Origin of the sequence: Dyella marensis, assembly GCF_049532885.1 — a bacterium.
GTDB lineage: Bacteria > Pseudomonadota > Gammaproteobacteria > Xanthomonadales > Rhodanobacteraceae > Dyella_D > Dyella_D marensis.
The window spans coordinates 2,332,671-2,357,042 of sequence record NZ_CP064029.1; the positions used below are offsets into that span (position 1 = coordinate 2,332,671).

Annotated in this window: 32 protein-coding genes and 1 pseudogene; 29 read left to right on the plus strand and 4 right to left on the minus strand. The window is 66.2% G+C overall.

The window, feature by feature from the left end:
- Positions 1-309, plus strand: a complete 309-nt coding sequence (locus ISN75_RS10230) for a hypothetical protein (RefSeq protein ID WP_168647461.1) — start codon at positions 1-3, stop codon at positions 307-309.
- A gap of 41 nt (positions 310-350) precedes the next feature.
- Here the strand turns inward: ISN75_RS10230 and ISN75_RS10235 are convergent, their stop codons facing one another.
- Positions 351-713 (minus strand): hypothetical protein, encoded by a 363-nt coding sequence (locus ISN75_RS10235; protein WP_343821153.1) that lies wholly within the window; start codon positions 711-713, stop codon positions 351-353.
- 404 nt (positions 714-1,117) lie between these two features.
- On the opposite strand from ISN75_RS10235, the gene ISN75_RS10240 reads away from it, so the two are divergent.
- A complete protein-coding gene (locus ISN75_RS10240; RefSeq protein ID WP_423385150.1) occupies positions 1,118-1,552 on the plus strand; it encodes a hypothetical protein in 435 nt (144 codons plus the stop codon).
- 365 nt (positions 1,553-1,917) lie between these two features.
- Here ISN75_RS10240 and ISN75_RS10245 read toward each other — a convergent pair.
- Positions 1,918-2,058: pseudogene (locus ISN75_RS10245) on the minus strand (DUF4291 family protein); the annotation flags it as partial.
- 621 nt (positions 2,059-2,679) lie between these two features.
- Between ISN75_RS10245 and ISN75_RS10250 the strand changes: the two are divergent.
- Genes ISN75_RS10250 through ISN75_RS10380 form a run of 27 tightly spaced genes read left to right on the plus strand, consistent with a single transcriptional unit; the run spans position 2,680 to position 22,796 of the window.
- Entirely contained in the window at positions 2,680-3,819 is a 1,140-nt protein-coding gene (locus ISN75_RS10250) for a tetratricopeptide repeat protein (RefSeq protein ID WP_343821151.1), read from the plus strand.
- Positions 3,820-3,821: 2 nt separating this feature from the next.
- Positions 3,822-4,094, plus strand: a complete 273-nt coding sequence (locus ISN75_RS10255; RefSeq protein ID WP_167257228.1) for a flagellar biosynthetic protein FliQ — start codon at positions 3,822-3,824, stop codon at positions 4,092-4,094.
- The gene (locus ISN75_RS10260) at positions 4,091-4,837 is read left to right on the plus strand and encodes a flagellar biosynthetic protein FliR (protein WP_343821149.1); all 747 of its coding nucleotides are present in this window, start codon (positions 4,091-4,093) and stop codon (positions 4,835-4,837) included. The genes ISN75_RS10255 and ISN75_RS10260 overlap by 4 nt, the downstream gene beginning before the upstream one ends.
- Before the next feature lies 1 nt (position 4,838).
- Positions 4,839-5,909 carry an EscU/YscU/HrcU family type III secretion system export apparatus switch protein gene (locus tag ISN75_RS10265; protein ID WP_343821147.1) on the plus strand — a complete coding sequence of 357 codons (1,071 nt, stop codon included), beginning with the start codon at positions 4,839-4,841 and terminating at the stop codon, positions 5,907-5,909.
- Complete coding sequence (locus tag ISN75_RS10270; RefSeq protein ID WP_167257231.1) at positions 5,906-7,987, plus strand: flagellar biosynthesis protein FlhA; 2,082 nt, start codon at positions 5,906-5,908, stop codon at positions 7,985-7,987. Before ISN75_RS10265 ends, ISN75_RS10270 begins: the two co-directional genes overlap by 4 nt.
- Before the next feature lie 9 nt (positions 7,988-7,996).
- On the plus strand, positions 7,997-8,674 hold the full coding sequence (locus ISN75_RS10275) for a flagellar hook basal-body protein (protein ID WP_343821146.1): 678 nt from the start codon (positions 7,997-7,999) through the stop codon (positions 8,672-8,674).
- Positions 8,675-8,681: 7 nt separating this feature from the next.
- Positions 8,682-9,452: a flagellar hook-basal body protein gene (locus tag ISN75_RS10280; RefSeq protein ID WP_167257233.1), complete on the plus strand. Its 771-nt coding sequence runs from the start codon at positions 8,682-8,684 to the stop codon at positions 9,450-9,452.
- Complete coding sequence (flgA, locus tag ISN75_RS10285) at positions 9,449-10,150, plus strand: flagellar basal body P-ring formation chaperone FlgA (RefSeq protein WP_343821144.1); 702 nt, start codon at positions 9,449-9,451, stop codon at positions 10,148-10,150. The genes ISN75_RS10280 and flgA overlap by 4 nt, the downstream gene beginning before the upstream one ends.
- The gene (locus tag ISN75_RS10290) at positions 10,140-10,721 is read left to right on the plus strand and encodes a flagellar basal body L-ring protein FlgH (RefSeq protein WP_343821142.1); all 582 of its coding nucleotides are present in this window, start codon (positions 10,140-10,142) and stop codon (positions 10,719-10,721) included. The genes flgA and ISN75_RS10290 overlap by 11 nt, the downstream gene beginning before the upstream one ends.
- A 17-nt stretch (positions 10,722-10,738) precedes the next feature.
- The gene (locus tag ISN75_RS10295) at positions 10,739-11,842 is read left to right on the plus strand and encodes a flagellar basal body P-ring protein FlgI (RefSeq protein ID WP_343821140.1); all 1,104 of its coding nucleotides are present in this window, start codon (positions 10,739-10,741) and stop codon (positions 11,840-11,842) included.
- Positions 11,843-11,853: 11 nt separating this feature from the next.
- Positions 11,854-12,228 carry a hypothetical protein gene (locus ISN75_RS10300; protein WP_167257237.1) on the plus strand — a complete coding sequence of 125 codons (375 nt, stop codon included), beginning with the start codon at positions 11,854-11,856 and terminating at the stop codon, positions 12,226-12,228.
- Positions 12,229-12,238: 10 nt separating this feature from the next.
- Positions 12,239-12,622: a flagellar basal body rod protein FlgC gene (locus ISN75_RS10305; RefSeq protein ID WP_167257238.1), complete on the plus strand. Its 384-nt coding sequence runs from the start codon at positions 12,239-12,241 to the stop codon at positions 12,620-12,622.
- Position 12,623: 1 nt separating this feature from the next.
- Entirely contained in the window at positions 12,624-12,920 is a 297-nt protein-coding gene (fliE, locus tag ISN75_RS10310) for a flagellar hook-basal body complex protein FliE (RefSeq protein WP_167257239.1), read from the plus strand.
- Positions 12,921-12,927: 7 nt separating this feature from the next.
- On the plus strand, positions 12,928-14,298 hold the full coding sequence (fliF, locus tag ISN75_RS10315) for a flagellar basal-body MS-ring/collar protein FliF (protein WP_343821138.1): 1,371 nt from the start codon (positions 12,928-12,930) through the stop codon (positions 14,296-14,298).
- Positions 14,295-14,741: a hypothetical protein gene (locus ISN75_RS10320; protein WP_343821137.1), complete on the plus strand. Its 447-nt coding sequence runs from the start codon at positions 14,295-14,297 to the stop codon at positions 14,739-14,741. Before fliF ends, ISN75_RS10320 begins: the two co-directional genes overlap by 4 nt.
- On the plus strand, positions 14,738-15,412 hold the full coding sequence (locus tag ISN75_RS10325; protein ID WP_343821136.1) for a FliH/SctL family protein: 675 nt from the start codon (positions 14,738-14,740) through the stop codon (positions 15,410-15,412). The genes ISN75_RS10320 and ISN75_RS10325 overlap by 4 nt, the downstream gene beginning before the upstream one ends.
- Positions 15,409-16,743, plus strand: coding sequence for a FliI/YscN family ATPase (locus tag ISN75_RS10330; RefSeq protein WP_343821134.1), 1,335 nt, complete (start codon positions 15,409-15,411; stop codon positions 16,741-16,743). The genes ISN75_RS10325 and ISN75_RS10330 overlap by 4 nt, the downstream gene beginning before the upstream one ends.
- A complete protein-coding gene (locus ISN75_RS10335; RefSeq protein WP_343821132.1) occupies positions 16,740-17,183 on the plus strand; it encodes a hypothetical protein in 444 nt (147 codons plus the stop codon). Before ISN75_RS10330 ends, ISN75_RS10335 begins: the two co-directional genes overlap by 4 nt.
- Positions 17,180-17,917 (plus strand): hypothetical protein, encoded by a 738-nt coding sequence (locus ISN75_RS10340; RefSeq protein ID WP_343821131.1) that lies wholly within the window; start codon positions 17,180-17,182, stop codon positions 17,915-17,917. The genes ISN75_RS10335 and ISN75_RS10340 overlap by 4 nt, the downstream gene beginning before the upstream one ends.
- A complete protein-coding gene (locus tag ISN75_RS10345; RefSeq protein ID WP_167257246.1) occupies positions 17,907-18,332 on the plus strand; it encodes a flagellar hook assembly protein FlgD in 426 nt (141 codons plus the stop codon). The genes ISN75_RS10340 and ISN75_RS10345 overlap by 11 nt, the downstream gene beginning before the upstream one ends.
- 11 nt (positions 18,333-18,343) lie before the next feature.
- Entirely contained in the window at positions 18,344-19,513 is a 1,170-nt protein-coding gene (locus ISN75_RS10350; RefSeq protein ID WP_243868172.1) for a flagellar hook-basal body complex protein, read from the plus strand.
- A 13-nt stretch (positions 19,514-19,526) separates the two neighbouring features.
- Positions 19,527-20,246 (plus strand): FliM/FliN family flagellar motor C-terminal domain-containing protein, encoded by a 720-nt coding sequence (locus tag ISN75_RS10355; RefSeq protein ID WP_343821129.1) that lies wholly within the window; start codon positions 19,527-19,529, stop codon positions 20,244-20,246.
- Complete coding sequence (locus tag ISN75_RS10360) at positions 20,243-20,557, plus strand: FliM/FliN family flagellar motor switch protein (protein ID WP_168647444.1); 315 nt, start codon at positions 20,243-20,245, stop codon at positions 20,555-20,557. The genes ISN75_RS10355 and ISN75_RS10360 overlap by 4 nt, the downstream gene beginning before the upstream one ends.
- Before the next feature lie 4 nt (positions 20,558-20,561).
- Positions 20,562-20,939 (plus strand): hypothetical protein, encoded by a 378-nt coding sequence (locus ISN75_RS10365; protein ID WP_423385151.1) that lies wholly within the window; start codon positions 20,562-20,564, stop codon positions 20,937-20,939.
- Complete coding sequence (gene fliP, locus ISN75_RS10370; protein ID WP_168647442.1) at positions 20,936-21,688, plus strand: flagellar type III secretion system pore protein FliP; 753 nt, start codon at positions 20,936-20,938, stop codon at positions 21,686-21,688. Before ISN75_RS10365 ends, fliP begins: the two co-directional genes overlap by 4 nt.
- Positions 21,689-21,698: 10 nt before the next feature.
- On the plus strand, positions 21,699-22,409 hold the full coding sequence (locus tag ISN75_RS10375) for a sigma-70 family RNA polymerase sigma factor (RefSeq protein WP_167257251.1): 711 nt from the start codon (positions 21,699-21,701) through the stop codon (positions 22,407-22,409).
- A 33-nt stretch (positions 22,410-22,442) separates the two neighbouring features.
- Positions 22,443-22,796 carry a hypothetical protein gene (locus ISN75_RS10380; RefSeq protein WP_343821125.1) on the plus strand — a complete coding sequence of 118 codons (354 nt, stop codon included), beginning with the start codon at positions 22,443-22,445 and terminating at the stop codon, positions 22,794-22,796.
- A gap of 3 nt (positions 22,797-22,799) precedes the next feature.
- Here the strand turns inward: ISN75_RS10380 and ISN75_RS10385 are convergent, their stop codons facing one another.
- Both ISN75_RS10385 and ISN75_RS10390 read right to left on the minus strand, forming a co-directional pair.
- Positions 22,800-23,747 carry a DUF535 family protein gene (locus ISN75_RS10385; RefSeq protein ID WP_343821124.1) on the minus strand — a complete coding sequence of 316 codons (948 nt, stop codon included), beginning with the start codon at positions 23,745-23,747 and terminating at the stop codon, positions 22,800-22,802.
- 227 nt (positions 23,748-23,974) lie between these two features.
- Positions 23,975-24,346 (minus strand): hypothetical protein, encoded by a 372-nt coding sequence (locus ISN75_RS10390; protein ID WP_167257254.1) that lies wholly within the window; start codon positions 24,344-24,346, stop codon positions 23,975-23,977.
- Between the last annotated feature and the right edge of the window lie 26 nt (positions 24,347-24,372).

A 24,372-nucleotide genomic window follows, 5' to 3' on the forward strand; every position in this document is an offset into this window, starting at 1 on the left:
ATGTCCGGAACCATCATTCTTAGCAAGCAAAAATCGCTCGACGTAAGGACGGTAGACTTTGCACGCATTACCAGTGCAATTCGTGCGCGCGTGTCGACGTCACCTGTAGCGAGGGGGCTTCTTGAGTCTATAGATGATTTCGGTATGAACATGATCAGCGCAGATGAACTAAGCGCTGGTGAGTTCGCCGAATTCTATGGCTTGATGAAAGATATTCGGGACGACCTTAAGGCTGATCACGGCCTCACTGCTTTTTTCGACGAGCTGTTGAGATTCATTGAGGTCGATGAAAGGCTTGGCGTCAAATAGGTTTGGAATTCGTGTTATTCGGAATTCCAGAGGGTGAGGTGTCAGACATCTACATACTCGAGTTTACGCATAGGACTCGCCAGTCGATCATCGAGCTTGACGATGCTCTCGACATACTCGGGAAGAATTTTTTTACTGAAAAGTCTATAAACGAGCGAGGTTACTTGGATTACTCCATCGAACTCGCTCAGCGCTTGCGGGACCTGGGCTTTGAAGGGGTTGAGGCCATGACGTTGAAGAGCGAATAAGGAGCCGGAGGTAGTTATACGCAGTCCCGGAATGTCAACTTCGGTTGCCTCTTGAGGCTGACGGCTGGCCCTTTGGCCGTACAGATGCTGGCTGCCCAAGCCCTTTTTGACCATCGCTTGGAGTCGTTGATCACCCAGCTCGCGCTCATACTTCAAGTAGGCTCAGTCCGCGAGGCATGCTAAGTTCTTCGATGAACTGATATGCAGATATTTGGCGATGACAAAAGCTGGCGATATCAGCCTCCTTCTTTACGGCATGTCAGATGGCGCCATCGTTTCGAGTAAGCGCTTAACTACCTCCGGCCCCTTTGTCTAATTCGGACTTTGACTTTGGGATCCGTGTTTCCCCTGAGCGTTTCGATGAACTGGTTGCCCAGCGATTCGGCAGTCCTGACCCAAGGGCGCTAAATTTAGGTCTCGCACCGCCGCCATCCAAAACGGTAGGATATTTGCGGGTGAGGCAAAACTGACGGCGATGAAGGCAATTATTGCGCGAACCTTAGACATTCCGGAAGACAAGGTTCAAATTACTGTCATTCAAGAGGGTGGCGCTTTTGATAATGGCCCGCAAACGCCTTTATCGTTCGGATTCTAGGGATGTTTTAATGGATCAGTTCTCTTGCATGTTGTACATAGATACGAATGAGGTCATTGATGCGGTAAAAGGGGCGGTCTATGAATCTGGAAAGAATATTTTTTCGGGCATGAATGTTAGTTTGCTGGTTTACAATAATGAAGACTTTGACCCGTCGCGGCTAAATAAGAAACCTTACGATTTTATTGAGGCATCGAAGTACTATGTCGAAATAGTGGCGGAGGACGAGTTGGATGAGCAGGTTATGGGTTTCCAGTTGAGGGTTGCGGCACTCATTCGGCAAATCAGGAGTGGGGGGAGGATTGTTACTGCATCTTGCGATTTTGAGGACCTCATAATTAGCGAGACGGGCTGGAACTGGACGGAGAGTCAGCCAGAGCCACCTGAAAAAGCGCAATAATGGACGTGTATGATAAAGGGGCGCAATAAGGGGCCGGAGGTAGTTAAGTGCGGTGGCCAGAATCTCAACTTCGGCTGCCTCATATCGAGCGCTTCCGGCGAGTCGAGTAAGCGCTTAACTACCCCCGGCCCCTTTGTCTCCCAGCTCGCGCTCATACTTCAAGTAGGCGCAGTCCGCGAGGCATGCTGAGTTCTTCGATGAACTGATATGCAGATATTTGGCGATGACAAAAGCTGGCGACATCAGCATCCTTCTTTACGGCATGTCAGATGGCGCCATCGTTTCGAGTAAGCGCTTAACCACCTCCGGCCCCTTTGTCTGTCTGGTGAATATATGAGTTCCATTAGAGATTTACTAAGATCGGGGATGTTGAACGGTGGCGAGACGAAGGTCTGGTGGGCGAGGGCGCTGTCGGCGATGGCGTGGGAATAGGCCTGATAAACGCGGAGCGTGTGCTCGTTGTAAAGCGCGCGAATCTGGCGTTGGGGAAAGTTTGTTTGCGTCATTTCAAGGGCTATTTGTATTTTCTACTGGATTAATTCTGTCGATTATCGCCGCGTAATTTCAGCCCAATTCGAGGCCGCGAAACCCCGCGACGTGGCTTGATATTCCAGTAGACAGGAGTTGTTTGGGGAAGGGCGCTTTGCACGCGTGCGCGATGTTCCGTCGATTGCTGCACTGCATACAAGTGCTGAAATCCCTGCCCATGCCCAAATGACCCAAAGTCGCTAAAACAGGAAAGCCTGGTGCAAGAAATCATTCATCTGTGGCGTCGCGCCCTGATGCGGTCGCAAGAAATAACGACACAAAAATTTATAACAAGCAAAAGAAGTTGCCGAATCAATCACCCGATAAACGGAGCTTCTTAGACATTTTCTTCACGATATAAATCACATTTTCTTTCGGTCATTTGTGAACCAAAAACGCCACAAAGTTGATCTTGCTATGCCATTTCCTTCACCCCTATGCTGATTTGGCGTGCCGCATGGATAGGGATCTGGCGGTTGTTCAGGGGACGCAGTGCCGGCCTTGGAAAGGGTCGTTGGAGGGGAAGTGTCGTACCGGTTCGTCGTGGTGCCTGCGGGCGCCGCCGTTCGTGACAGGGAGTGGTCAAACGGGAGGTCGCCATGGACAGGCTGATCCAACTGCGGGATTTCCATCGCCAGGACCCGGGCAATGACCTGATCGTGATCGATCTGGTCGATGCCTTGCTGGCCCATGGTCTGCTCGACGAGGCCGAAAGCACGCTCGACAGCGTGCCGACCGCATTGCGCGAACGCCCGGATTTCCTTTTCCGCACAGGACGATGCGAGCTGGCGCGTGGCCGCTTCGCGGTGGCCGCGGATGCGCTGGTGGCCTGCCTCGAAGCCGGCGCCGACAGCGTCGCCGTTCGCCACGATCTTGCGTTCGCGCTGCTGGGCGCGGGCCGGCTCGATGCCGCCGAACGCGTACTTGCCTCCGTCTTGCCGCGCTCGCCCGATGAACCGGCGATCGCCCTGCTGCATGCCCGCCTGCTGCAGCACCGCCAGCAGTACGAAGCCGCGGCGGCCGTCGCCGGCGCGGTGGTGCAGAACCATCCACGGCATGCCGAGGCCTGGGGCCTGCTGGCGATGCTTTACCTCGACCTGGCGCAGGTGGCCGATGCGCGCGATGCCGCGCAGCACGCGCTCAGCATCGACGCCGCGCAATCGGACGCACTCACCACGCTGGGCACGCTCGGCTTGTGGTCGCACGATGCCCAGTCCGCCTACCAGTCCTTCGCCCAGGTATTGGCCACGCAGCCGGAAGCCGGCCGCGCACTCGCCGGTGCCGGTGAAGCGTTGATGCTCAATGGCGACGTGCCTGCCGCGCATGCTTTTCTCAGCCGCGCCACGGACCGCATGAGCCAGCACATCGGCACCTGGCACGCGCTGGCCTGGTGCGATCTTCTGCTCGGCAACCCGGCCCAGGCGTACGCGCATTTCAGCAAGGCGCTCGATCTGGACCGCAACTTCGGTGAATCCCACGGCGGCATCGCCCTGGTGCATGCGCTGAACGGCCATGCCGACGATGCGCGCAACGACATCAAGCGCGCGCTGCGCCTGGACCCGCAAAGCCGCAACGCCCGCTACGCGCAAAGCCTGCTGTGGAGCGCGGAAGGGCGCGACCGCGAGGCGGCGGCGATGGTCGACGGCATCCTGGCCGAAGCGGGCATGGACACCACGCGCCGCCCGGTCGATTTCATCCAGCAGCTGCAGGCGCGCCTGCGCCCGGCCGGACGCGCCTGAGCATGGACGCCGATACCGGCATGCACCTGCTGGCCCAGATGCTGTTGACCGCGGCGAAGGTGTCCGCGCCGATCCTGCTCGGCACCTTGCTGGTGGGCCTGCTGGTGTCGGTGTTCCAGGTGGTCACGCAGATCCAGGAGATGACGCTCACCTTCATCCCCAAGCTGATCCTGGTGGTGGCGCTGTTCCTGTTGCTGGGCTCGTGGATGATGGCCGTGGTGGTGGAATTCGCCCGGCAGGTGATCGGCATGGCCGGAGGCATGGGATCGGCATGATCGGCCTGCAGCTTGCCGTGGTGGCCTGGATGCTGGCCACGCTGCGTTTCGTCCCCGTCTTGCTGATGCCGGCGTTTACGCCGTTCGCGTGGGCGCCGCTGCACGTGCGCGCGATCCTGCTGCTGGCGCTGTCTTGGCTGCTCACCGGCGTTGCCGCGCCGTCGGCGCTGCCGGCGGATCTGGTGCTGGCGGCCTGTTCCGAATTGCTGGTCGGCGCCTGCTATGGGCTGGCGGTGATGCTGCCGATGGCGTCGCTGGGTTTCTCCGCGCGCATGCTCGACGTGCAGGCGGGCCTGGCCTCGGCGAACCTGTTCAATCCGGCCTTGCAGGGCACCGATTCGCTGCTCGGCACGGTGCTGTCGCTGGCCGGCACGCTCACCTTCTTCGCGCTCGGTTTCCATCTGCTGCTGCTGCGCCACCTGGTCGCCTCGGTGCGCTGGGTGCCGCTAGGCGCTGCAGCGCATGCGCCCTCGCTCACAGCACTGCTGAACCTGCTCGGCTCGCAATTTCTGCTCGGCCTGATGGTGACGCTACCTGTCGTGCTGGGCCTGTTCGCGGTGGATATCGCGGTGGCCTTCGCCAGCCGCTCGATGCCGCAGGCGAATATCTATTTCCTTGCCTTGCCGCTGAAGGTGGCGACGGTGCTGGTGCTGCTGGCCGGTTCCTTGCGCCTGGCGCCGGCGCTGCTGGGGCGGCTGTTCGCGGACGGCCTGGCCGGCGCGCAATCCATGGTCCGGGGCTGAGATGGCCGAAGACCAGGACAAGACCGAACAGCCATCGCCGTTCCGCCTGCAGGAAGCGCGCGAGAAAGGGCAGGCCGCGCGCAGCACCGAGCTGACGGCGGTGATCTGCCTGGCGGTGTTCTGCTTCGCCTTGATCGCGGGGCTGGCCGGCATCGGCCGCGCCATGGCCGATGCGGTGCGCGCTTCGCTGGCGATGGCCGGTGCGGCGCCGGCGCCCGGTGCCGGACTGTGGCATTGGCTGGGCGGTGCGTTCGCGCCGGTGTGGCATGCACTGGCGCCGTCGATCTTTGCATTGGTCATCGCCGCCATCGCCGCCAACCTGCTGCAGACCGGGCCGATGTTCTCGACGCAGCCATTGAAGCCCGACGCTTCGCGACTGAATCCCGTCAAGGGTTTCAAGCGCATCGTCTCGCTGCGCACGCTGTGGGACCTGGGCCGCCTGCTGCTGAAGCTGGGCATCCTCGCCGCCGTGCTGGCGTGGATGGCGCATGCGCTGTGGCAGCCACTGATGGCTACCGCGGGCGCGGCGCCGTCGGCGATTCCGGCGGAGCTGGCGGACCTGTTCGGCCATCTGGCCAAATGGCTGCTGTTCGTATTCGGCCTGATCGCGGTGCTGGACCTGCTGTTCTCGCGCCGCGAATTCATCCGCAAGCTGCGCATGAGCCGCCGCGAGCTGAAGGACGAACACAAGCGCCGCGAAGGCGACCCGGCCATCCGCTCCAAGCGCCGCCGCCTCGCGCGCGACATGCTCAAGCGCATCCAGTCGGTGGCGCGCGTGCCGTCCGCCGACGTGGTGGTGACCAACCCCACGCACGTGGCGGTGGCCTTGCAATACCGCCGCTCGCGCATGCTCGCGCCGGTGGTGCTGTCCAAGGGCAGCGGCTGGCTCAGCGCGCGCATCCGCCAGGTGGCGGCGCGGCATGGCGTGCCGATCGTGCGCTCGCCGGCGCTGGCCCGTGCGCTGTTCCGCGAATGCGCGCTGGACGAGAGCGTGCCGGCCGAACGCTATGGCGAGGTCGGCGCCGTCTACCGCTGGGTGATGTCGCGCCCGGGCCACAAGGTGCATACATGAAGGGGCTGCTGCGCCAGCTGCTGGATGGCAGGCGGGATCTCGCGCTGGTCGGCGCGATGATCTTCATCCTCACCATCCTGTTCGTGCCGGTCTCGCCGGGGCTGCTGGATTTCCTGCTGATCGTGAACTTCAGCATCGCCTTGCTGGTGCTGCTGATCACCTTCCTGACCGACTCGCCGCTGAGCTTTTCCACCTTTCCGTCGCTGCTGCTGATCACCACGCTGTTCCGCCTGGCGCTGAACGTGTCGGCCACGCGGCTGATCCTCAACGGCGGCAGCGCCGGCCATGTGATCGGTGCGGTGGGCAGCTATGTGGTGGGCGGCAACTATGTGATCGGCCTGGTGGTGTTCCTGATCCTGGTGGTGGTGCAGTACGTGGTGGTGACCAGCGGCGCGCAGCGCGTGGCGGAAGTGGCCGCGCGCTTCACCCTGGACAGCATGCCCGGCAAGCAGATGAGCATCGACGCCGACATGAACATGGGGCTGATCGATGAGGCCGAGGCCCGCCGCCGCCGCTCCCTGATCGAGCGCGAGGCGAACTTCTACGGCGCGATGGACGGCGCCACCAAGTTCGTCAAGGGCGACGCCATCGCCGGCATCGTCATTCTGCTGATCGACATCATCGGCGGCCTGTCCATCGGCATGCTCCAGCATGGGATGCCATGGACCGAGGCCGTGCACCGCTACACGCTGCTGACGGTGGGCGACGGCATCGTCACGCAGATCCCATCGCTGGTGATCGCGGTGGCGACCGGCATCATCATCACGCGCGCCGCGTCGGATGCGGAGCTGGGCGGCGAGATCGCCAAGCAGGTGCTGTCCAACCCGCGCACCTTGATGGTGGTGGGCATCACGCTGTTTATCGTGATGCTGCTGCCCGGCCTGCCGGTCTTGCCGGTGGCCTTCGTGCTGGCCGGCATCGCGGCGATGATCTGGCTGGCAAGGCGTAGCGCATCCACTGAATCCGCCGCGGAAACCGAAGCGGACACGCCCGAAGCGAAGCCCAAGGGCGAAGAGGATTTCTACCGCAGTCTGCAGATCGACCCGCTCGAACTGCGCCTGGGCGCGGCCGTGAAGGAAGTCTTCCAGCACCGCGCGGCGGAACTCAACGAACGCATGCAGAGCCTGCGCAAGCAGTTCGCGCTGGACTTCGGCTTCGTGCTGCCGCCGGTGATGACGCGCGAAGCCACCGCGGGCACGCTGGGCGAACATCAGTATCAGGTGCTGCTCAACGGCAACCGCATCGGGCAGGGCGAGCTGCATTTCGATGCGGTGCTGGCGATCAACCCGGGCGGCAAGCGGCCCAAGCTGGAAGGCCGCGAAACGCGCGATCCGGCCTACGGACTGCCGGCGCAATGGATTTCGCCGGATGCGCGCCAGTACGCGCGCGGCGCGGGCTACACCCTGGTCGATCCGGATACGGTGCTGGTCACCCACCTCAACGAACTGGCCAAGCGCCACGCGGCGGACCTGCTCACGCGCGCCGAAGTCGAGCGCCTTGCGCTGCGCCTGAAGGAGCGCCAGGCCGGTCTGGTCGACGAACTGGTGCCCACCGTCCTGAGCTATACGGACGTGCAGAAGGTGCTGCAGATCCTGCTGCGCGAACTGGTCAGCATCCGCCAGCTGGAAACCATCTTCGAAGTGCTGGTGGACGCCGGCAAGGTGAGCAAGCAGGCCGAGGACCTTGCCGAGAAAGTGCGCGAGCGCCTGGGCGCGGGTATCTGCCAGAAAGCCAGCAACGAACAGGGCGAGCTGCACGTGCTGACCCTTGCGCCGGAATTCGAACGTTCGATGCTGCAGGCGGCGCGCCAGCGCGAGGGGCATTCGATGCTATTGACCGATCCGAACATGCTCGACGGCTTCCTGGGCAGCCTGGCCCGGCAGTCCGACGCGATGCTGGCCAAGAACCTTTCACCGGTGCTGCTGTGCCCGTCGCTGCTGCGCCGGCACGTGCGCGCCCTGATCCAGCGCTCGCTGCCGCATGTGGCGGTGATCGGCATCAACGAACTGCCCGGCACCATCGTGGTGCGGGCCTTCGGCAGCGTGACGCCCACCGCGGCGGCGCCGGCCGCGGCATAAGGAGACCCAGTGAGCGACCCTATCAGCTCGATTGCCCGTTACTTGAGCGCCGACGTGCGCGCGCTGGGCACGCTGAGCCAGAACGTGGCCAACCTGACCACGCCGGGCTATCGCGCGGTGCAGCGCGCCGAAGGTTTCGAAGGTGCGTTGGGTGCGGCGCCCACGCGCGTGGACCAGCGCGACGGCGCCCTGATCCAGACCGGCCGACCGCTGGATCTTGCCCTGCAAGGGCAGGGCTTTTTCCAGGTGAGCGCGGGCGACGAGCAGGTATTCCTGACGCGCGCCGGCCAGTTCTCGCTGGATGCCAGCGGACGCCTGGTGGACGCGCAGGGCCGCGCGGTGCTCGGCGCCGACGGCCCCATCGTGCTCTCGAGTTCTGCCGTAACCATCGGCGAAGACGGCGCCATCCACGACGGCAAGGACGTGGTCGCGCAGCTGGCCCTGGTCGACGTGGCCGACGGCGCCACGCTGCAGCCGCTGGGTGGCGGCATGTACGCCGCCAGCGCCACCGCGGACGCCGATGTGCGCGTGCACCAGGGCGCGCTCGAAGGTTCCAACGTCGACCCCGGCGAGGAAATGGTGCGGCTGATGCAGCTGTCGCGCCACGCCAGTTCCATCCAGCACGCGATTTCCACCTATCACACGGCTCTCGTGGCCGGTATCGACCAGATCGGCAAGGACTCCTGAGGACGCCATGATCGAAGCACTCCATATCGCCGCCAGCGGGCTCAACTCGCAGCAGCAGCAGATCGACGTGATCTCCAACAACCTGGCCAATATGCAGACGCCGGGCTACAAGCGCTCGCGCGTGGCCTTCACTGACGTGTCGGCGCTGACGCCGGCGCAGGCGCAGCAAGGCCTTGCGGCCAACCAGCTCGGCGCCGGCACGCGCATCAGCGAGACCGCGCCGGTGATGATCGACGGCGCCCTGCAGCAGACCGGCAACACCTGGGACCTGGCGATCCAGGGCGCGGGCTTCTTCGAAATCGAAAGCGGCGAAGACGGCGGCCGCCTGTACACGCGCGCCGGCCAGCTCAAGGTGGACAACGACGGCTATCTGGCCACCGCCGCAGGCCATCGCCTGGCGCAGGGCATCCAGATTCCCGCCGACGCCACCCATATCACGGTGAGCAGCAACGGCGACGTGCATGCGCAGCTCGGCAGCGACGCCAAGGACAGCGTGGTCGGTAACCTGCAGCTGGTGACGTTCGCCGCGCCGGAAGCGCTGCGCTCGGTCGGCGGCAACAATTTCGCGGTGACGCCGGATTCGGGCGACCCGGTGGTGGGCAAGCCGGGCGATGCAGGCTTCGGCACGCTGTCGCAGGGTTATGTCGAGGGTTCCAACGTCGACTTGGTGGGCGAGATGTCCGCGCTGGTGCTGGCGCAGCGCGCGTACCAGCTCAATGCGCGCGTGCTGCAGGCGACCGACCAGATCCTGGACACCATCAACAATCTCAATCGATGAGCCTTCGCCTCGCCACCTTGCTCGCACTGGCGTGCCTGGCGCCGGCCGCCGCGTGCGCCGGCGATGCCGCCGCAGATGGCGCGGTGGCGGCAGCGCGTGCGGCGGTGGAGCAGCGCCTTGGCCACGGCTATGAGCATTTGCAGCTGGACGTGACGACGCGTCCGGAGCACCTGCCGGCCGCCAAGGGCGCGCTGGAATTTCGCGCGCTGCCGATCGCCGGCCGCTGGCCGCGCGCACGCTTCACGGCGATGGTGGAAGTGCGCAGCGGCGGTCGCGTGCTGCGCACGGTGCCGGTGGGTTTTGCGCTGTCGGCGACGGGGCAGGCCTGGGTTTACCGCGATGACGTGGTCGAGCGGCTGCCGGCCGATCAACTGCAGCTGGAAGAACGCAATGTGGACGTGGCGCTCGGCTCGTCCGCGCCGCTGGCCTCGCCGGATGCGCTCAAAGGCAAGCGCCTGCGCCATCCGGTGCGCGCGGGGCAGGTGGCCAGCATCGAAGATTTTGAGGACGTGCCCGACGTCGACAATCGCCAGCAGGTACGCCTGATGGCGAGCTACGGCGGGATCACGGTGGAGCGCGCGGGCGTGGCCATGCGCGCTGCGAACAAGGGCGAGACGGTGCCGGTGCAGGTGGCCGGTACCAGCGAACCCGTAAAGGCGACGGTGACGGACCGGGGAGTGGCGCAAGTTGTTCCGTGAATACACATTCGCAGCCCTGCTGCTGCTCGGCCTGCCTGCCGCATGCGCGCAGGACAGCGGCGGCATGATCGACCCGCGCACCTACCGCGGCCTGGCCGAGGATCGCCGCGCGCACCGCGTGGGCGACACGCTCACCATCCTGGTGGTGGAGACTTCGCGCGCGTCAGCCGCCGCGAACACCGACTCGGCCAATAACGTGAGTCTGGGCGGCAGCCTGCGCACCACGCATCACGATTACAACGGCAATCTCGGTCTTTCCGGCAGCGACAGCGGCGCGGGGCAGACCACGCGCTCGGGCGCGGTGCAGGCGCAGATCGCGGTGAGGGTCACCGGCATCGACGACGTCGGCACCCTGCGCATCCGCGGCGAGCAATCGGTGGTGGTCAACGGCGAGAAGCAGCGCATTGCGCTGAGCGGCGCGGTACGGCCGGAGGACATCTCCTCCTCCAATACCATCCTGTCCAACCGCATCAGCGAAGCGAACATCGAATTCACCGGCCGCGGCGACGTCAGCGAGCCGCAGAAGCGCAGCATCATCTACAGGGTCAGCAAATGGCTGGGGTTGCTATGAGGCGCGGGCTCTGTGCCGTGCTGCTGGCCGTGGCTGCGTTCGCGGCTTCGGCGCAGACGCAGACCTTCGTGGGCGTGCGCCTGAAGGAAATCGCACGCGCCGAAGGCGTGCAGGACAACGCGCTGATCGGCTACGGCCTGGTGGTCGGCCTGGCCGGCTCCGGCGATACCAACCGCAACCACGCCACTTTGCAGTCGGTGGCGAACACGCTCAGCCACTTTGGCGTCAACGTGTCCACCGACGATCTGAACAGCCGCAACGTGGCGGCCGTGATGGTGACCGCGACGCTGCCGGCGTTTGCGGAATCCGGCCAGAAGCTGGACGTGTCGGTGGCCTCGGTCGGCGATGCGCGCAGCCTCGGCGGCGGCACCTTGCTGCTGACGCCGCTCGATGGCCCTGACGGTCAGGTCTATGCGCTGGCCCAGGGCGCGATTTCGGTCGGCGGCTACAAGGTGCAGTCGCACGGCAACCTAGAACAGAAGAACCATCCCACCGCTGGCCTGGTACCGGAAGGCGCCACCGTGCAGCGTTCCGCGCCGCTGGGTGCGCTGGGGCCGGGCGGCACCATCAATCTGATTCTGTACCAGCCCGATTTCACCACCGCCTCGCGCGTGGCGCAGGCGGTGCAGCGCACGCTGCCCGGCGTCGAGGCCAGCGCCGCGCACGCCGGCAAGGTGGTGGTGCATTTCAGCCAGCCCGGCAGCGCGGTGCAGAACATCGCCGCGCTGGAAAACGTGATGGTGCAGCCCGACCAGGTCGCGCGCGTGGTGGTCAACGAGCGCACCGGCACGGTGGTGTCCGGCGGCGACGTGCAGCTGGCCAGCGTGACCATTTCGCAGGGCGACCTGCGCGTGTCGATCAAGACCGACTACCTGGTTTCGCAGCCGGGCGACGGCGTGTTTGTCGACCCCTCGCGCAATATCCGCACCGCCATCGTGCCGCAGACCAAAATCAAGGTGAACGAAGACGATGCCCGCATGGTGCAGCTGCCCACCGGCGCCACCGTGGGCGACCTGATTTCCGCGCTGCGCGCGATCCATCTTTCCACCCGCGATGTCATCACCGTGCTGCAGTCGATCAAGGCGGCCGGTGCGTTGCGCGGCGAATTGCTCATCCAGTAAGGGGAATACGGATGTCCGATCACAATGTCACTCTCGGCGCCATCGGCCTTGCGCTGGACATGGCCCAGCGGCGGGCGGAGATCGCCAGCCACAACGTGGCCTTTGCCAACCGGCCCGACGGCACCGTGCAGCGCGCGGACTTCGGCGACGCGCTGGACCTGCTGCAGCGGGTTGCCGACGGTGGCGACGTCGATGCCGGCGCGCTTGCCTCGGCCCGCCTGGGCAGCACTACCTCGCAGCGCATCGACAGCGCCGACGGCTCGCTCAGCCTGGATCACGAAGTGACCGAACTGGCCCTGGCCAGCGCGCACTACCAAGCCTTGTCGGAAGCGGCTACGCGCCAGTTCGCCCTCATGAGCCTGGCGCTCAGCGGAGACCAGTCATGAGTCTGCAGTCATGAGTCTTGATGCCATGTTCGCCGTGACGCGTTCCGGCCTGGATTACGAGCGCATGCGCATGGAGGCGGCCAGCCAGCGCATCGCCACCGCCGACATGCCGGTGCAGCAGCGCGCCGCGGCGCAGGCGGCTGCGTTCACCCGCGAAGTGGATGGGCCGGCCATTGCCGCCGGCGCGTCCAGCGCGGATGGCGCCGGGCAGACCGTGCTCGATCCGTCCAATCCGCTGGCCGGGCCGGACGGCACGGTGCAGTACCCGGACGTCGACCTGGCGCAGGAGATGGCCACGCTGATGTCCGCGCAGCGCGCGTACCAGGCCGATATCCGCGCCTTCAATACGCTGCATGGCATGTTGCTGAAATCGTTGAGCATCGGAGGCCGCTGAGATGATCGAACCCATTGCTCCCCTTGCCGCGCTCGGCGATATCGCTCCTTCCGCGCGCGCCACGCCGGTGCAGACCGCGCCGGGCTTCGACAGTCTGGTGGCCCAAGGCGTCGAAGGCGTCAACCAGCAGCTCAACGCCGCCGACCAGGCGACGCGTGCGCTGGCCGCCGGCGCGGACCTGCCGGTGCACGACGTGATGATCGCGCTGGAAAAGGCGCGCATCGATCTCCAGTTCGTGGTGCAGGTGCGCAACCGCGTGCTGGCGGCGTACCGCGACATCACCAGCATGCAGGTCTGAGCCGTCCATGGAATTCCTTCGTTCGCTCTGGGGCAGTTGGTCGCATGGGCGCCGCCTCGCATTCGGCATCGGCCTGCTGCTGATCGTGGTGCTGGCCGCCGGCCTGACCTGGTGGTCGACGCGCACGCGTTACGGCGTGCTGTTCACCGAGTTGAAACAGGTCGACGCCGCGGAAATCGCCGGCGCGCTGGATGGCCTGCAGGTGCCGCACCGCTTCGCCGACGACGGCGCCACTGTGCTGGTGCCGGAGGAGTCGGTCTACGACGCGCGCATGAAGCTGGTCGCGCAAGGCGTGCCGCACGGCGGCAGCGTGGGCTTCGAGGTGTTCAAGGATTCGGATTTCGGCGTGACCGAGTTCGCCCAGCGGGTGAATTACCAGCGCGCGCTGCAGGGCGAACTGGAACGCACCATTGCCACCATTCCGGACGTGCGGGCCGCGCGCGTGCATCTCACCTTGCGCCGCGCGGGTATGTTCGAAAGCCAGGATTCGCCTTCGAAGGCCTCGGTCAGCCTGGCGTTGCAGCCTGGGCGCTCGCTGGCGCCCAAGCAGGTGACCGGCATCCAGCGCCTCGTTGCATCCGCGGTGGATGGTCTGTCGCCGGATGCCGTCACGGTGCTGGGGCAGGGCGGCGCCATCTTGTCGGGTGGCACGGCCGGCGACAGCGGCGAGGAGCAGGCGCGCGTGGAAACGCGCCTGCGCCAGCGCGTCGAAGCGCTGTTGCGCGAGGCGCTGGGCGAATCGGCTTCGTTCGCGGTGTCGGTGAACGTGCAGCTCAACTACGACCGCATCAAGCAGGTGAAGGACACGCTGCTGGCGCAGGGCAAGGATGGCAACGGACTGCTGGTGCGGCAGAAGACGTCGAACACGCATGGCGCACCGGGTCCGGAGGGCGACACCGCCCGTGCGGCGAGCAGCGCGGGCGAGTCGGAACTGGAATACGCGCACGGCCGCCAGCAGGAAGAGATCGAAGTGGCGCCGGGGCAGGTGCAGCGGATCAGTCTGGGCATCATGTTGCCTTCGTCGGTGGACGAGGTAACCAGCGCCAAGCTGGCCTCGGTGATCGGTGCCGCGGTCGGTCTGGATGCGCAGCGCGGCGACCGCCTGGATATCGCGGCGGTAGCTGCCGCGCCGAAGGCCGCCATCGTGCTGCCTCCCGTGGCCAGCCAGCGCGGCGCACGCCCGGCGGAGATGGTTGCGGCGTCTTCGAAACTGCCGCCCGGCGCACCTTGGGCGATGGCCGGCCTGCTGGGCCTGCTGTGTTTCGGCACCGGTGTCGGCATGGCGCGCCTGCGTTCGCCGAAGCGGCTGCCCGCCGCGGAACGCGAGCGCTTGCTGCAGGACGTGCGCCGCTGGATCGACGCACCGGAGCGTCCATGAACACCCAGGGCCTGCGCATAGCCGCCGCGCGGCTCGCGGCGCTGCATCCCGGTGACCGCGCCTGGCTGCTGAAGCAGCTGCCCGTGGAGCACGCACGCGCGTTGCAGAGGGTGCTGCGTTCGCCGGAACTGAAGCGCTGGAGCGGCCAGTTGGGCGAGCTGGAGATTCCGGCTCCCGCTATCGCGGCCGCGGAAACGGAAGCGACGGTGACGCAGACTGCGCTGCCCGCCGCCTTGAAGCAGGTCGATCCCGCCTGGATCGCGCTTTGGCTGGCCGCGCGTCAGCCGGAAGATCGGGATGTCGACCTCGACAGCCTCGGCGTGACGCGCGCCCGCAAGGTGCGCGAAGAAGCCGCGCGCCTGATACAGCCGTTGCCGCCTTCGCTGCGTGCAGCGCTGGCGCAATGGCCCGGCAAGGCCGGTAGCTTCGCGGAGTGGCTATGAGCCAGGATTTGACCAAAGGCGCCCGCCGGCTGTCACGGCACGATATCGTGCAGGGACAGTCGCGCGCGTTCGGGGAGCGTGGCGAAACGCTCGCCAGCATCATGCCGGAGGAGGCCGACGCGGAGGAACATCGCTTCGGTTTCGAACAGGGTTATCGCGATGGCTTGCGCCAGGCGAGGACGGAGTTCGAGGCCGCCGCGGCGCAGGCGCGCACTGAATTTGAGCAGCAGGCGAAGACAGCGTTGGATGAAGCGCAGCAGACGTTGCGCGTCGAGCACGAACGCCTCGCCACGGTGTCGGATGCATTGACTGCCGCGCTGGAAGAAGACCGCCGCTGGGCGGAGTCGGCTGCCGTCGAGATGGCTTATGCCGCGATGCTGCGCGTGCTTGGCGACAAGGCCGCGGACCGTAGCCTGGTCGCGGCCTTGTGCGAACAAGCGCGCCGCGAGCTGGGCAGCGAGGTGGTCAGCGTCCGCGTGGCGGAAGCCGATGCGGCGGCGCTGCAGGCGCTGGTGCCAGGTATCCCCGTTGTCGCCGATGCCAGCCTGCAGGCGGGCAGCTGCGTGCTGGAAAGCCGCCGAGGCCGCTTCGATGCGGGCCTCGACGCGCGCACGCAGCAACTGCGCCATGCCTTGCTCGCCGCACTCCATGACGGCGACGCCCACGCATGAGCGCCCTGGTCGCCCGTTTCCACGAGCAATTGCGCCAGCTGCCCGCGTTCGTGCGCGAAGGCGAGGTGGTGGCGAGCAATGGCCTGGTGGTGGAGGCGATCGGCCCCGATGCGCATCTGGGTGAACTGTGCGAGTTGCGGAAGTCCGGCAGCACCGAGGCCTTGCTGATGCAGGTGATCGGCTTCCGCGATGGCCGTGTGCTGCTTATGCCGATGGGTCAGGCCGCGGGGTTGCGCGTGGGCGATCGCTTGCGTGCGCTGGGCCATAGCCTGCGCATTCCGGTGGGCATGGGCATGCTCGGGCGCGTGGTGGATGCGTTCGGTGCACCGCTGGACGGCAAGGGTGCTCTGGCCGCGGAAGCGCATTACGAGGTCTACCGCGCGCCGATCGATCCCTTGTCGCGCCGCGAGGAAGATACGGTGCTGGAAACCGGCGTGCGTGTGGTCGACACGCTGCTGCCGATGGGCAAAGGCCAGCGCATGGGCGTGTTCGCCGGTTCCGGAGTAGGCAAGACCACGCTGCTGGGCATGCTGGCGCGGCACGTGCGCGCGGACGTGGTGGTGGTCGGCCTGATCGGCGAGCGCGGGCGCGAGGTTGGCGATTTCGTCACCCAGGCGCTGGGTGAACAGGGCATGCGCCATGCGGTGGTGGTGGCAGCCACCTCGGACCAGCCGCCGCTGGTGCGCGCGCATGCCACCCATGCCGTGCATGCGGTGGCGGAATACTTCCGCGACCAGGGCAAGGACGTGCTGCTGATGGTGGACTCGGTGACGCGCTTCGCCATGGCGCAGCGCGAGATCGGCCTGGCCGCGGGCGAGCCGCCGACGTCGCGCGGCTATCCGCCTTCCGTCTTCAATGCATTGCCGCGCCTGACCGAGCGCGGCGGTGCGCTCAAGGGTTCGGGATCGATCAGCTGCGTCTACAGCGTGCTGGTCGAGGGCGACGATATGAATGAGCCGGTGGCCGACCATATGCGTGCGCTGCTGGACGGGCATATCGTGCTGTCGCGCGATCTGTCCCATCGCGGGCAGCTGCCGGCGGTGGATCCCCTGCGCAGCGTCAGCCGCTGGCTGGGGCGGTTGGCCACGGCGGAAGAGCGCCGGCATGTGGCCGAAGCGCAGGCGCTGCTGGCCACCTATGAAGCTTCGCGCGACCTGATCGACATGGGTGCGTATCAGCGCGGCGCCAATCCGCGGTTGGACCGCGCCGTCGAGCTGGCTCCGGCATTGGAGCAGAGCCTGCGGCAGACGCCCGACGTCAGCCTGGATCGCCACGAAGCTTATGCGGCGCTGGCGTCGATTCTTCATGGCCAGGGGAGCCTCGCCCGATGAGCGATCGCGCCGCGACCCTGGCCCGTCTTGCCGCGCTGGAGCGCTTCCGCGAAGAACGCGCGCGGCAGCAGTTGGCCACTGCGCATGCGGATGCGCAGGCTGCGCGCGAGATCAAGGAGCGAGACGAGGCCACGCTGGAGACCTTCGAACGCGCACGCGAGTCGGCTCTGCATCATCCCGCGGCGGATATGGCGCGCTATGCGCTGTATGCGGACGCGGCCATGGCCGCCGAAACCGTCCTTGCGCGCAGCACCGACACGCTGGCGCAGAGCGAAACGGCGCTCCGGCAAGCTTCGGAGGACTGGACCTTGGCCCGCGCACGGCGAGATATGGCCGGCGAGCGCGCCACCGAAGCACGAGAGCAGGCAGAACAGGCGGTCGAAGCCAAGGTGGCCGCCGATCTGATGGATCTGTGGCTAGGCAGGGGGGCGGCTAAGTGAATCCTTTGTTGCCGCTCAATACGCCGGATGTATTGCCTGCCAAGCCGGCTCCGCCCAAGCCGAATCCGCGCAAGGATTTCGAGGCGCATGTGCGTTCGTCGCACGCATCGGAGCAAAGCGGCGCCGATGGTTTGTCGCAAAGCCGCCAGCATGCTCAGCCTCACGCCGACGATGCCGCCGCACCGCTCGACGTGCGTCTGGCGATGGCGGGCATGTCGGGAAGGATCTACCCGCAGGGGCTGCATGCGACCGGTTATCTGTCGATGCTCGACAGCAACCGTGACGGCGCGGACGGCCATGCGGCCGGCGGCGTTTCGCCGGAGTTGGCGTTGGCGTCGACACCCGATGCCATGCCCGTGCCACACGCATCAGCCGATGCTATGGCGGTTGGCAGCGATGCCGACGCGGTTGCCATCCGCACCGATGGAATGGCTATTCCGATCGAGCGAGACAGCAGCGCTACCGTTGAAGCCACCGCACTGCGCACCGGCACCAGCGGCGACTTCGCTGAATGGGCGCGCCGCATGGTGCGCCTCAGCGACGGCACCGCCACGCTGTGGATCCGCGACTACCGCCTGGACGCGCCGCAGCAGCGCGCGCTGGTCGAACAATTGCACTCATTCGCCCGCGGTGCGGGCCAGCCGTTGCAGCGCATCGTGCTCAACGGACAGGACATCTGGCGCGCAGGCGCCGTTAACCAGGATATCGGCAAGGGAGAACCGCATGGCCGTTGATTCGATCGGCGCCGTCCTCGGCGCGCCTGCCACCGCCTCGGGCGTCAGCAACAAGGCGATCAACCAGGAGGACTTCATCCGGCTGTTCGTCAGCGAGCTGCAGTTCCAGGACCCGATGCAGCCGCTGGATAACAGCCAGTTCCTGCTGCAGCTGTCGCAGTTCGAGGGCATCGAGCTCAATGGCGAGATGAACCAGGGCATCCAGGACTTGCTCAGCATGAAGTCCACCGACCAGTCGATCAGCCTGCTCAACCATCCGGTGCAGGTCACCGGCGTGGATGGTTCGACCACCGCCGGCAAGATCACGGCCGTGTCCTTCACCACTGGCGGCGTGCAGCTGTCGGTGACCGCCAGCAGCGGCGGCAACGTGATGACCGGCGTGCGCCTGTCGCAGATCACCCTTGTGCAGCCCTGAGGAATAGCGCCATGCCCATGATGCAAGCACTGTTCAACGGCCTGTCGGGCCTGCTGGGCTTCTCGCGCGACCTGGAGAAGATCGGCAACAACATTTCCAATATGAATACGCCGGGCTTCCGCGGCCAGACTGCGTTCTTCGAGAACGCCGGCGACGGCATCGGCACCACGCTGTCGCAGGACGTGACCGACCTGGGCCAGGGCGATACGCAGCAGACCGGCACCAGCACCGACGCGGCGATCCAGGGCAAGGGCCTGTTCGTGCTGCGGGACGACAACGGCAATCTGTTCTACACGCGGGGCGGCCATTTCCGTTTCGACGACAGCGGCCAGCTGATCGACGACGTTACCGGCTACCGCGTGGCCGCGCTCAACGATGCTGGCGGGCTGGCGGATTTCAGCATTGCCGATCTGCAGACGCTGCCGCCGCAGGCCACCACCTCGGTGAATTTCAGCGGCAATCTTTCGCCGAACGACACCACTCAGCAGGTCACCGGGCTGCAGGTGTACGACGCTTCCGGCGGCCTGCACACGCTGACGGTGACGCTGACCAACAACAAGGCCGTCACCGCCAACGACTGGCTGGTCTCCGTGAAGGAGGGCAGCAACGTGGTCGGCAGCGGCGAGCTGCGTTTCGATACCAGCGGTACGCCGACGCCGGGTTTCAACAGCTTCAACGTCACCATCAGCGGCAACGGCGCGAGCCAGCAGGTGACCTTCAATGCGGGTACGCCGGGCGGGTTCTCCGGCGCGACGCAGATTACCGGCGCGAGCTCCAATATCGGTGCGCATGCGGTCGACGGCCACGCCGTGGTGGGCATGTCGCAGGTGAGCTTCGATAGTGCTGGCCTGCTGCAGATCACCTACTCGGACAACGAGAAGAAGACCGGCCCGCAGCTGGCGCTGGCCGAAGTGGCCGACGAGCAGCTGCTGCAGCTAGGTCCCGGCGCGCTCTATACCGCAGGGCCGGATGTGAAGCTCAATTACGGCAAGGCCACCTCCGGCCATCTGGGCAAGATCCTGGGCGGCAGCCTGGAACAGTCGAACGTCGACCTCACCCGCGAGCTGACCGAGATGATTATCGTGCAGCGCGGCTACCAGGCCAGCTCGCGCGTGCTCACCGTGACCGACAGCATGCTGCAGCAGCTGTATTCCAGCACGGGAGGCGGCGGTGGCGGCTAAGGCGTTTGGTTGGATGGGCGAAACGCGCCGCCACGCCGTCATGGCGAAGGCGGGCGCCGTAGTGCAGGCGTGGTGGAATGCCTGGGCCATGAGCGCGGCGCAGGTGCTTGCCGACGGCGGCGCCGACGTGGTGCCGGATGGCGTGTGCCGGCAGGTCGAAAGCCGCGGCGTGGCGTTCTGCGTCGATGGCGATCTGGTCGGTTCGCTGACCGGCCTCGCGGCCAGCCAGGGTGGTGAACTTGCCGCGCATCTGGAGCGTTCCGCGCTGCTGGATCTGGCGCGCCGCATGACCGGCGTCGAGACGCTGGACGATGCGAGCGTCGGCGCGATCGAAGCCGTGCCGGACACGCTGGCCGATCCGCGCTGGGGCGGCTGTGCGCTGGTGCTTGGCATCGGCGGATTGCGCTTGCGCCTGTGGCTGGACCGGCGTGCGGCGGCGCATTGGGCGCCGGCTTCCGCGCCGCGCGTGGCTGCGCTGGTACCGCGGATCGAAGCGATTGCGCCGGCGTCCGCGCAACTGCGCGCGTCGCTCGATCTGGGCGAGATCTCGCTCGACGAACTGCAAGGCCTGGCGCCCGGCGACGTGATTGCCACGCTGGCGCCGCTGTCGCGCCCGCTGGATATCACCGTGGCCGGCGTCGACCGGCCGCTCTTTCAGGGACTGCTGGGCGAGCGCGGCGGACACCCCGCCCTGCGCCTGGCGTCCACCGAACATCTGGAGTCCGCACCATGAATTCCGTACTGGTTGAACCGCTCGTCTTGCCGCCGCTCGCCGATGCCGAAGCGGACGAAGGCGCATCCGCTCGTGCCGCGGCGCCCGATCTGAGCCTGGTGGGCCACGTCAAAGTGCGCCTGACCGCCGTGCTCGGCGAAACCGAAGTAAGCCTGGCCGAACTGTTCGAGCTGAAGGCAGGCAAGGTGCTTACCTTGGGACAAGGACTGGAAGAGCCGGTGACTCTGCAGCTCAACGGCAAGCCCGTGGCCACCGCGCAGTTGATGGCGGTGGGCGATCACTTCGGCGTGCAGATCGTGCAGGTGCTGTAAGCCCATGCGTGTGGATGTTGCCATGCCAACGGTCGCGGCTTCGGTCGCGCCGGCCGCGCCGATTCCTTTCAGCCATGAGAGCGCGCCTGCCGCTTCGGGAGGTGGCAGCCTGCTGGTTGCCGCTTTATTGCTGGGCGCAGCGTTTGCCGCTTTATGGTTGCTCAAGCGCAGCGGCTGGAAAGGTGGCGCACTGATCAATGGGCCGTGCGCACAAGCGCCCGGCGTCAGCGTTGCGCAACGGCTGCGCCTGGGGCCCGGTTGTTCGGCCTATGTGCTGCATGATGGCGACGAGCGGCTGCTGGTGGTGGAGGCGCGCAGCGGTGTGCAGGTAGCTGCGCTGCGTCCGCTTGCGTCAACGGCCAACGATGGAGCAGCGCCATGAAGGCGCGCTTGCGGCGCTATGTGTGGCTGGCTTTCGCGGCAGTGCTCGGCGTAGCGTTCTGCCTGCCCGCGGCCGCGGCGATCGATCCGCTGCGCGATGCGGTGAACCAGAACAGTGCGGATCTCGCGCCGGCGCTGCGGCAGGTGGCGGTGCTCACGGCGCTGTCGTTGCTGCCGGCGCTGCTGATCGCGATGACCTCGTTCACCCGCATCGTGATCGTGCTGTCCATGCTGCGCACGGCGCTGGGCCTGCAGCAGACGCCGCCGAACGCGGTGGTGATCACGCTGTCGCTGTTCCTTACCTTGTTTTCGATGATGCCGGTGCTGCAGTCGGCCAAGGACCATGCGCTGGATCCGTGGCTGGCCAACGGCATCAGCACGGAAACGGCGGTGACGCAGGGCTTTCAACCGTTCAAGGAGTTCATGATCCGGCAGACCCGCGAAGGCGATCTGCGCGCGGTGGTGGACATGGCCGGCGCGGCGCAGCCCAAGTCGCTGGCCGACGTACAGGCACTGCACCTGATTCCGGCCTTCATGCTGAGTGAGTTGCGCACAGCCTTCCAGATCGGCTTCGTGATCTTCCTGCCGTTTCTGCTGATCGACCTGGTGGTGGCGGCGATCCTGATGGCGCTGGGCATGATCATGGTGCCGCCGGCCACGGTGAGCCTGCCGCTGAAGGTGCTGCTGTTCCTGCTGATCAACGGCTGGGTGCTCGTGGCGCAGGCCCTGCTGGGAAGCTACAGGCACTGAAATGGCCGCCATGCCGTATCCAGCGCAGGAGCACGCCGCCGAACCCGGCGCCGAGCTGTGGACGCGCTGGCGCGTGGCCGGGGACATGCAGGCGCGCGAGGCCTTGCTCGGACACTACGTGGGCTGGGCGCGCAAGCTGGCGCGCGCCGTGTTCATGCGCGTGCGCGGACGCAGCGCCGATTGGCCGGATTACGTGCAGAACGCCTCGATCGGCCTGATCGAAGCCATCGACGCTTTCGACCACCGGCGCGGCGTGCCGTTCGAGGCCTATGCCAGGCAGCGCGTGCGCGGCGCGGTGTTCAACGGATTGCGCGCGCTGGCGGGCACGCACGAGGTGCGCCAGCAGGTGCGCGCCGATGGCATCGATTCCCTGCTGGAAGAAACCGAGGACGATCCGGTCGAGCGCCTGGTGCGGCTAGTGGCGTCGCTGGGTGCGGGCTATGCCTTGTCGGTGCCGGTCGAACCGGAACACAGCAGCGTGCCCACGCCCTACGACGAGGCGGTGCGCCACCAGCTGAGCGATCGCGTCCATCGCCATCTGGCCCGCCTGCCTGAGCGGGAGCGCCTGGTGCTGCAGCTGCATTATCTGCAGCATATGGCCTTCGTGGAGATCGCCCTGGCGCTGGCGCTGACCAAGGGCAGGATTTCCCAGCTGCATCGACAGGGACTCGAACGGTTAAGATCGCTGATGCAGGCGGACGCCTGGCAATTCGTGCTTTAGCTGCCGGCTTGCCCGGCCCAACCAGGTCTCCCGATGGATCGCATACGCCCTACCCAGACTTCGGCCCTGATCGATGCGCTGCGCAAGCTTTCCAGGTCGAAAGCGGGCGCGGCGGACACAGAAACGGGCGCTGCGGCGGGCGATACCGCGCCACCGGATCTGCGTGGCGAACTGCGCAGCCTTGCGGCGGGCGTAGATATCGACAGCGACGAAGCCTTACGCGCGATCCAGCCCCAGCTGCTGCGCTGCATCCTGCAGCATGAGTGGGGTAAGGACGTGGAGAGCGATCCGGCCTTTGCAGGCGTGGTCAGCGCGGTGAACGAGGCGATGTTGCGCGATCCGCGCCTGCAGGCCGTGCTGCGCGAGGCGCTGCACGCCTTGCGCTGAACCTCAGGCCCAGGCGCGCGGGCGCAGCGCTGCTGGCGGCAGCCGCGAAACATCGCGCTGATCGTCGGGCGAGGGTTGCGAAGGGCGGCGCCAGTCCAGCGCGCGCAGGAACACGGCACGCGCTTCATCCAGGAACTGTTCGCGCTGCCGGCGCGCGGCGCGGCGCTTGCTGGGCAGCAGGCGTACCGGGCGGCGGGTGCCGAAGCGCGGGAGTTCGTGGAAGCCGTGCTCGCCGGGGATGCCGCCGTTTTCCTGCCAGAAGCTGTCGTAGTCGGCGTGGATGCGCGCGGCGAAGGGATGCGCCGCTTGCGCCACGCCGCGCAGGCGCTCGATGCCGTACAGGCGCGCAAGCACGCGCATCAAGGTAAGCAGCAGGTTCTTCGGCCGCACGCCGTGGCTGCCGCGGGTGAACTCGCGGATCGGCGCGCGGCCCAGGAACGACCACGAGCCCTGCATCGCGCCGATCAGCAGGCCGTCCTCGCCGCCGAAGGTGAAGATGCACGAGGACAGCACTTCCTTGCTGCCGGTGACGAGGTACAGGCCCAGTTCGCCCATGGCACGCACTGCGGGCTTGCGCAGATGCAGATGGACCGCCTCGCCATTGCGCAGACGCAGGGTGCCGATGCGCACGTCGTGGCCGCGCAGCAGCTTGTCGCGCAGGCGCGGGGGAAAGCGTTCGAGCAGGAAGCGGTAATGCGCCTGCAGGATGCGCAGGCGTGCCGGGGCATCGAGTTCGCGCGAAATAAAGGGCGCATGCCAGCGGCTGTAGAGGCCGGGGTCGCTGCGCACGGCCTGGCGCATTTCTTCGGAACCGTCGAGAAAACGCAGCCAGTCCAGCTGGCGCGGCAGATAGGCGAGGCTATGGCGGGCGTGGCTCAGATAGCCGTGGATCTGGCGCGGTGCGGGGGTGTAGCCCAGGTCCCAGCGCCCCTGGAACGACCGCAGCAGCAAGAGCGCTCCCGCTCGCGGCGCTAGCGCCGCAGGGGCTGCGTCCAGCCACTCTTCGTGTACTGCTGCCTTCATGAGGATTCCGGTCCAAGCCGCTTGAACGGAAGCCAAGACGGCCGATGCCGGAATTTTTGAAATGCGCGGTGAAGAGGCTGTCAAAAAAGCCGCGATCCATCACGCGATGGTTTCGCCGCCAGTCAGTTTCGCCGAAAAAACCTGCGTCAGCCCGCTCAGGCGTCCCAGCCTTCGTCGTCGAACGCCGCGATATCGGTGGCTTCGCCGGTGATCGCCTCGCGCAGCGGGGTCATCTGGCGATTCACTTCGTGGCACCAGTGTTCCATCGATTCGCTGAGCACGCGGGCGCGCGACTGCGCTTCCACTTCGTCCAGCGGGGCGACGATGGCCTCGTACAGGGCGGCCAGTTCGTCGCGCGGGACGATGGTGCCGGCCAGGCGGTGGTAGTCGCTGAGGCGGGTGTGCAGTTCCTCGAGGGTGCGGTAGAGCGGAGGCGGGAAATCGCCGGGCAGGCCGGTGAGCAGGGCGTCGAGTTCGCCCAGGTCGAAGGCGATCTGGGGGGCGTGGACCAGGGTGGCGATGGGCATGGTGGGCTCCGGGAATCGGGCTATGT

Excerpts from the sequence above, each read along its gene's own strand:
- ISN75_RS10325 (WP_343821136.1), top strand. The coding sequence starts at position 14,738 with ATGAGCCAGGATTTGACCAAAGGCGCCCGCCGGCTGTCACGGCACGAT.
- ISN75_RS10280 (WP_167257233.1), top strand. The coding sequence starts at position 8,682 with ATGATCGAAGCACTCCATATCGCCGCCAGCGGGCTCAACTCGCAGCAG.
- ISN75_RS10355 (WP_343821129.1), top strand. The coding sequence starts at position 19,527 with ATGGGCGAAACGCGCCGCCACGCCGTCATGGCGAAGGCGGGCGCCGTA.
- ISN75_RS10375 (WP_167257251.1), top strand. The coding sequence starts at position 21,699 with ATGCCGTATCCAGCGCAGGAGCACGCCGCCGAACCCGGCGCCGAGCTG.
- ISN75_RS10335 (WP_343821132.1), top strand. The coding sequence starts at position 16,740 with ATGAGCGATCGCGCCGCGACCCTGGCCCGTCTTGCCGCGCTGGAGCGC.
- fliF (WP_343821138.1), top strand. The coding sequence starts at position 12,928 with ATGGAATTCCTTCGTTCGCTCTGGGGCAGTTGGTCGCATGGGCGCCGC.
- ISN75_RS10240 (WP_423385150.1), top strand. The coding sequence starts at position 1,118 with ATGGCCCGCAAACGCCTTTATCGTTCGGATTCTAGGGATGTTTTAATG.
- ISN75_RS10305 (WP_167257238.1), top strand. The coding sequence starts at position 12,239 with ATGAGTCTTGATGCCATGTTCGCCGTGACGCGTTCCGGCCTGGATTAC.
- ISN75_RS10390 (WP_167257254.1), bottom strand. The coding sequence starts at position 24,346 with ATGCCCATCGCCACCCTGGTCCACGCCCCCCAGATCGCCTTCGACCTG.
- ISN75_RS10255 (WP_167257228.1), top strand. The coding sequence starts at position 3,822 with ATGGACGCCGATACCGGCATGCACCTGCTGGCCCAGATGCTGTTGACC.
- ISN75_RS10320 (WP_343821137.1), top strand. The coding sequence starts at position 14,295 with ATGAACACCCAGGGCCTGCGCATAGCCGCCGCGCGGCTCGCGGCGCTG.
- ISN75_RS10360 (WP_168647444.1), top strand. The coding sequence starts at position 20,243 with ATGAATTCCGTACTGGTTGAACCGCTCGTCTTGCCGCCGCTCGCCGAT.
- ISN75_RS10380 (WP_343821125.1), top strand. The coding sequence starts at position 22,443 with ATGGATCGCATACGCCCTACCCAGACTTCGGCCCTGATCGATGCGCTG.
- ISN75_RS10260 (WP_343821149.1), top strand. The coding sequence starts at position 4,091 with ATGATCGGCCTGCAGCTTGCCGTGGTGGCCTGGATGCTGGCCACGCTG.
- fliE (WP_167257239.1), top strand. The coding sequence starts at position 12,624 with ATGATCGAACCCATTGCTCCCCTTGCCGCGCTCGGCGATATCGCTCCT.
- ISN75_RS10300 (WP_167257237.1), top strand. The coding sequence starts at position 11,854 with ATGTCCGATCACAATGTCACTCTCGGCGCCATCGGCCTTGCGCTGGAC.
- ISN75_RS10270 (WP_167257231.1), top strand. The coding sequence starts at position 5,906 with ATGAAGGGGCTGCTGCGCCAGCTGCTGGATGGCAGGCGGGATCTCGCG.
- ISN75_RS10330 (WP_343821134.1), top strand. The coding sequence starts at position 15,409 with ATGAGCGCCCTGGTCGCCCGTTTCCACGAGCAATTGCGCCAGCTGCCC.
- ISN75_RS10350 (WP_243868172.1), top strand. The coding sequence starts at position 18,344 with ATGCCCATGATGCAAGCACTGTTCAACGGCCTGTCGGGCCTGCTGGGC.
- flgA (WP_343821144.1), top strand. The coding sequence starts at position 9,449 with ATGAGCCTTCGCCTCGCCACCTTGCTCGCACTGGCGTGCCTGGCGCCG.
- ISN75_RS10250 (WP_343821151.1), top strand. The coding sequence starts at position 2,680 with ATGGACAGGCTGATCCAACTGCGGGATTTCCATCGCCAGGACCCGGGC.
- ISN75_RS10230 (WP_168647461.1), top strand. The coding sequence starts at position 1 with ATGTCCGGAACCATCATTCTTAGCAAGCAAAAATCGCTCGACGTAAGG.
- ISN75_RS10345 (WP_167257246.1), top strand. The coding sequence starts at position 17,907 with ATGGCCGTTGATTCGATCGGCGCCGTCCTCGGCGCGCCTGCCACCGCC.
- ISN75_RS10365 (WP_423385151.1), top strand. The coding sequence starts at position 20,562 with ATGCGTGTGGATGTTGCCATGCCAACGGTCGCGGCTTCGGTCGCGCCG.
- fliP (WP_168647442.1), top strand. The coding sequence starts at position 20,936 with ATGAAGGCGCGCTTGCGGCGCTATGTGTGGCTGGCTTTCGCGGCAGTG.
- ISN75_RS10265 (WP_343821147.1), top strand. The coding sequence starts at position 4,839 with ATGGCCGAAGACCAGGACAAGACCGAACAGCCATCGCCGTTCCGCCTG.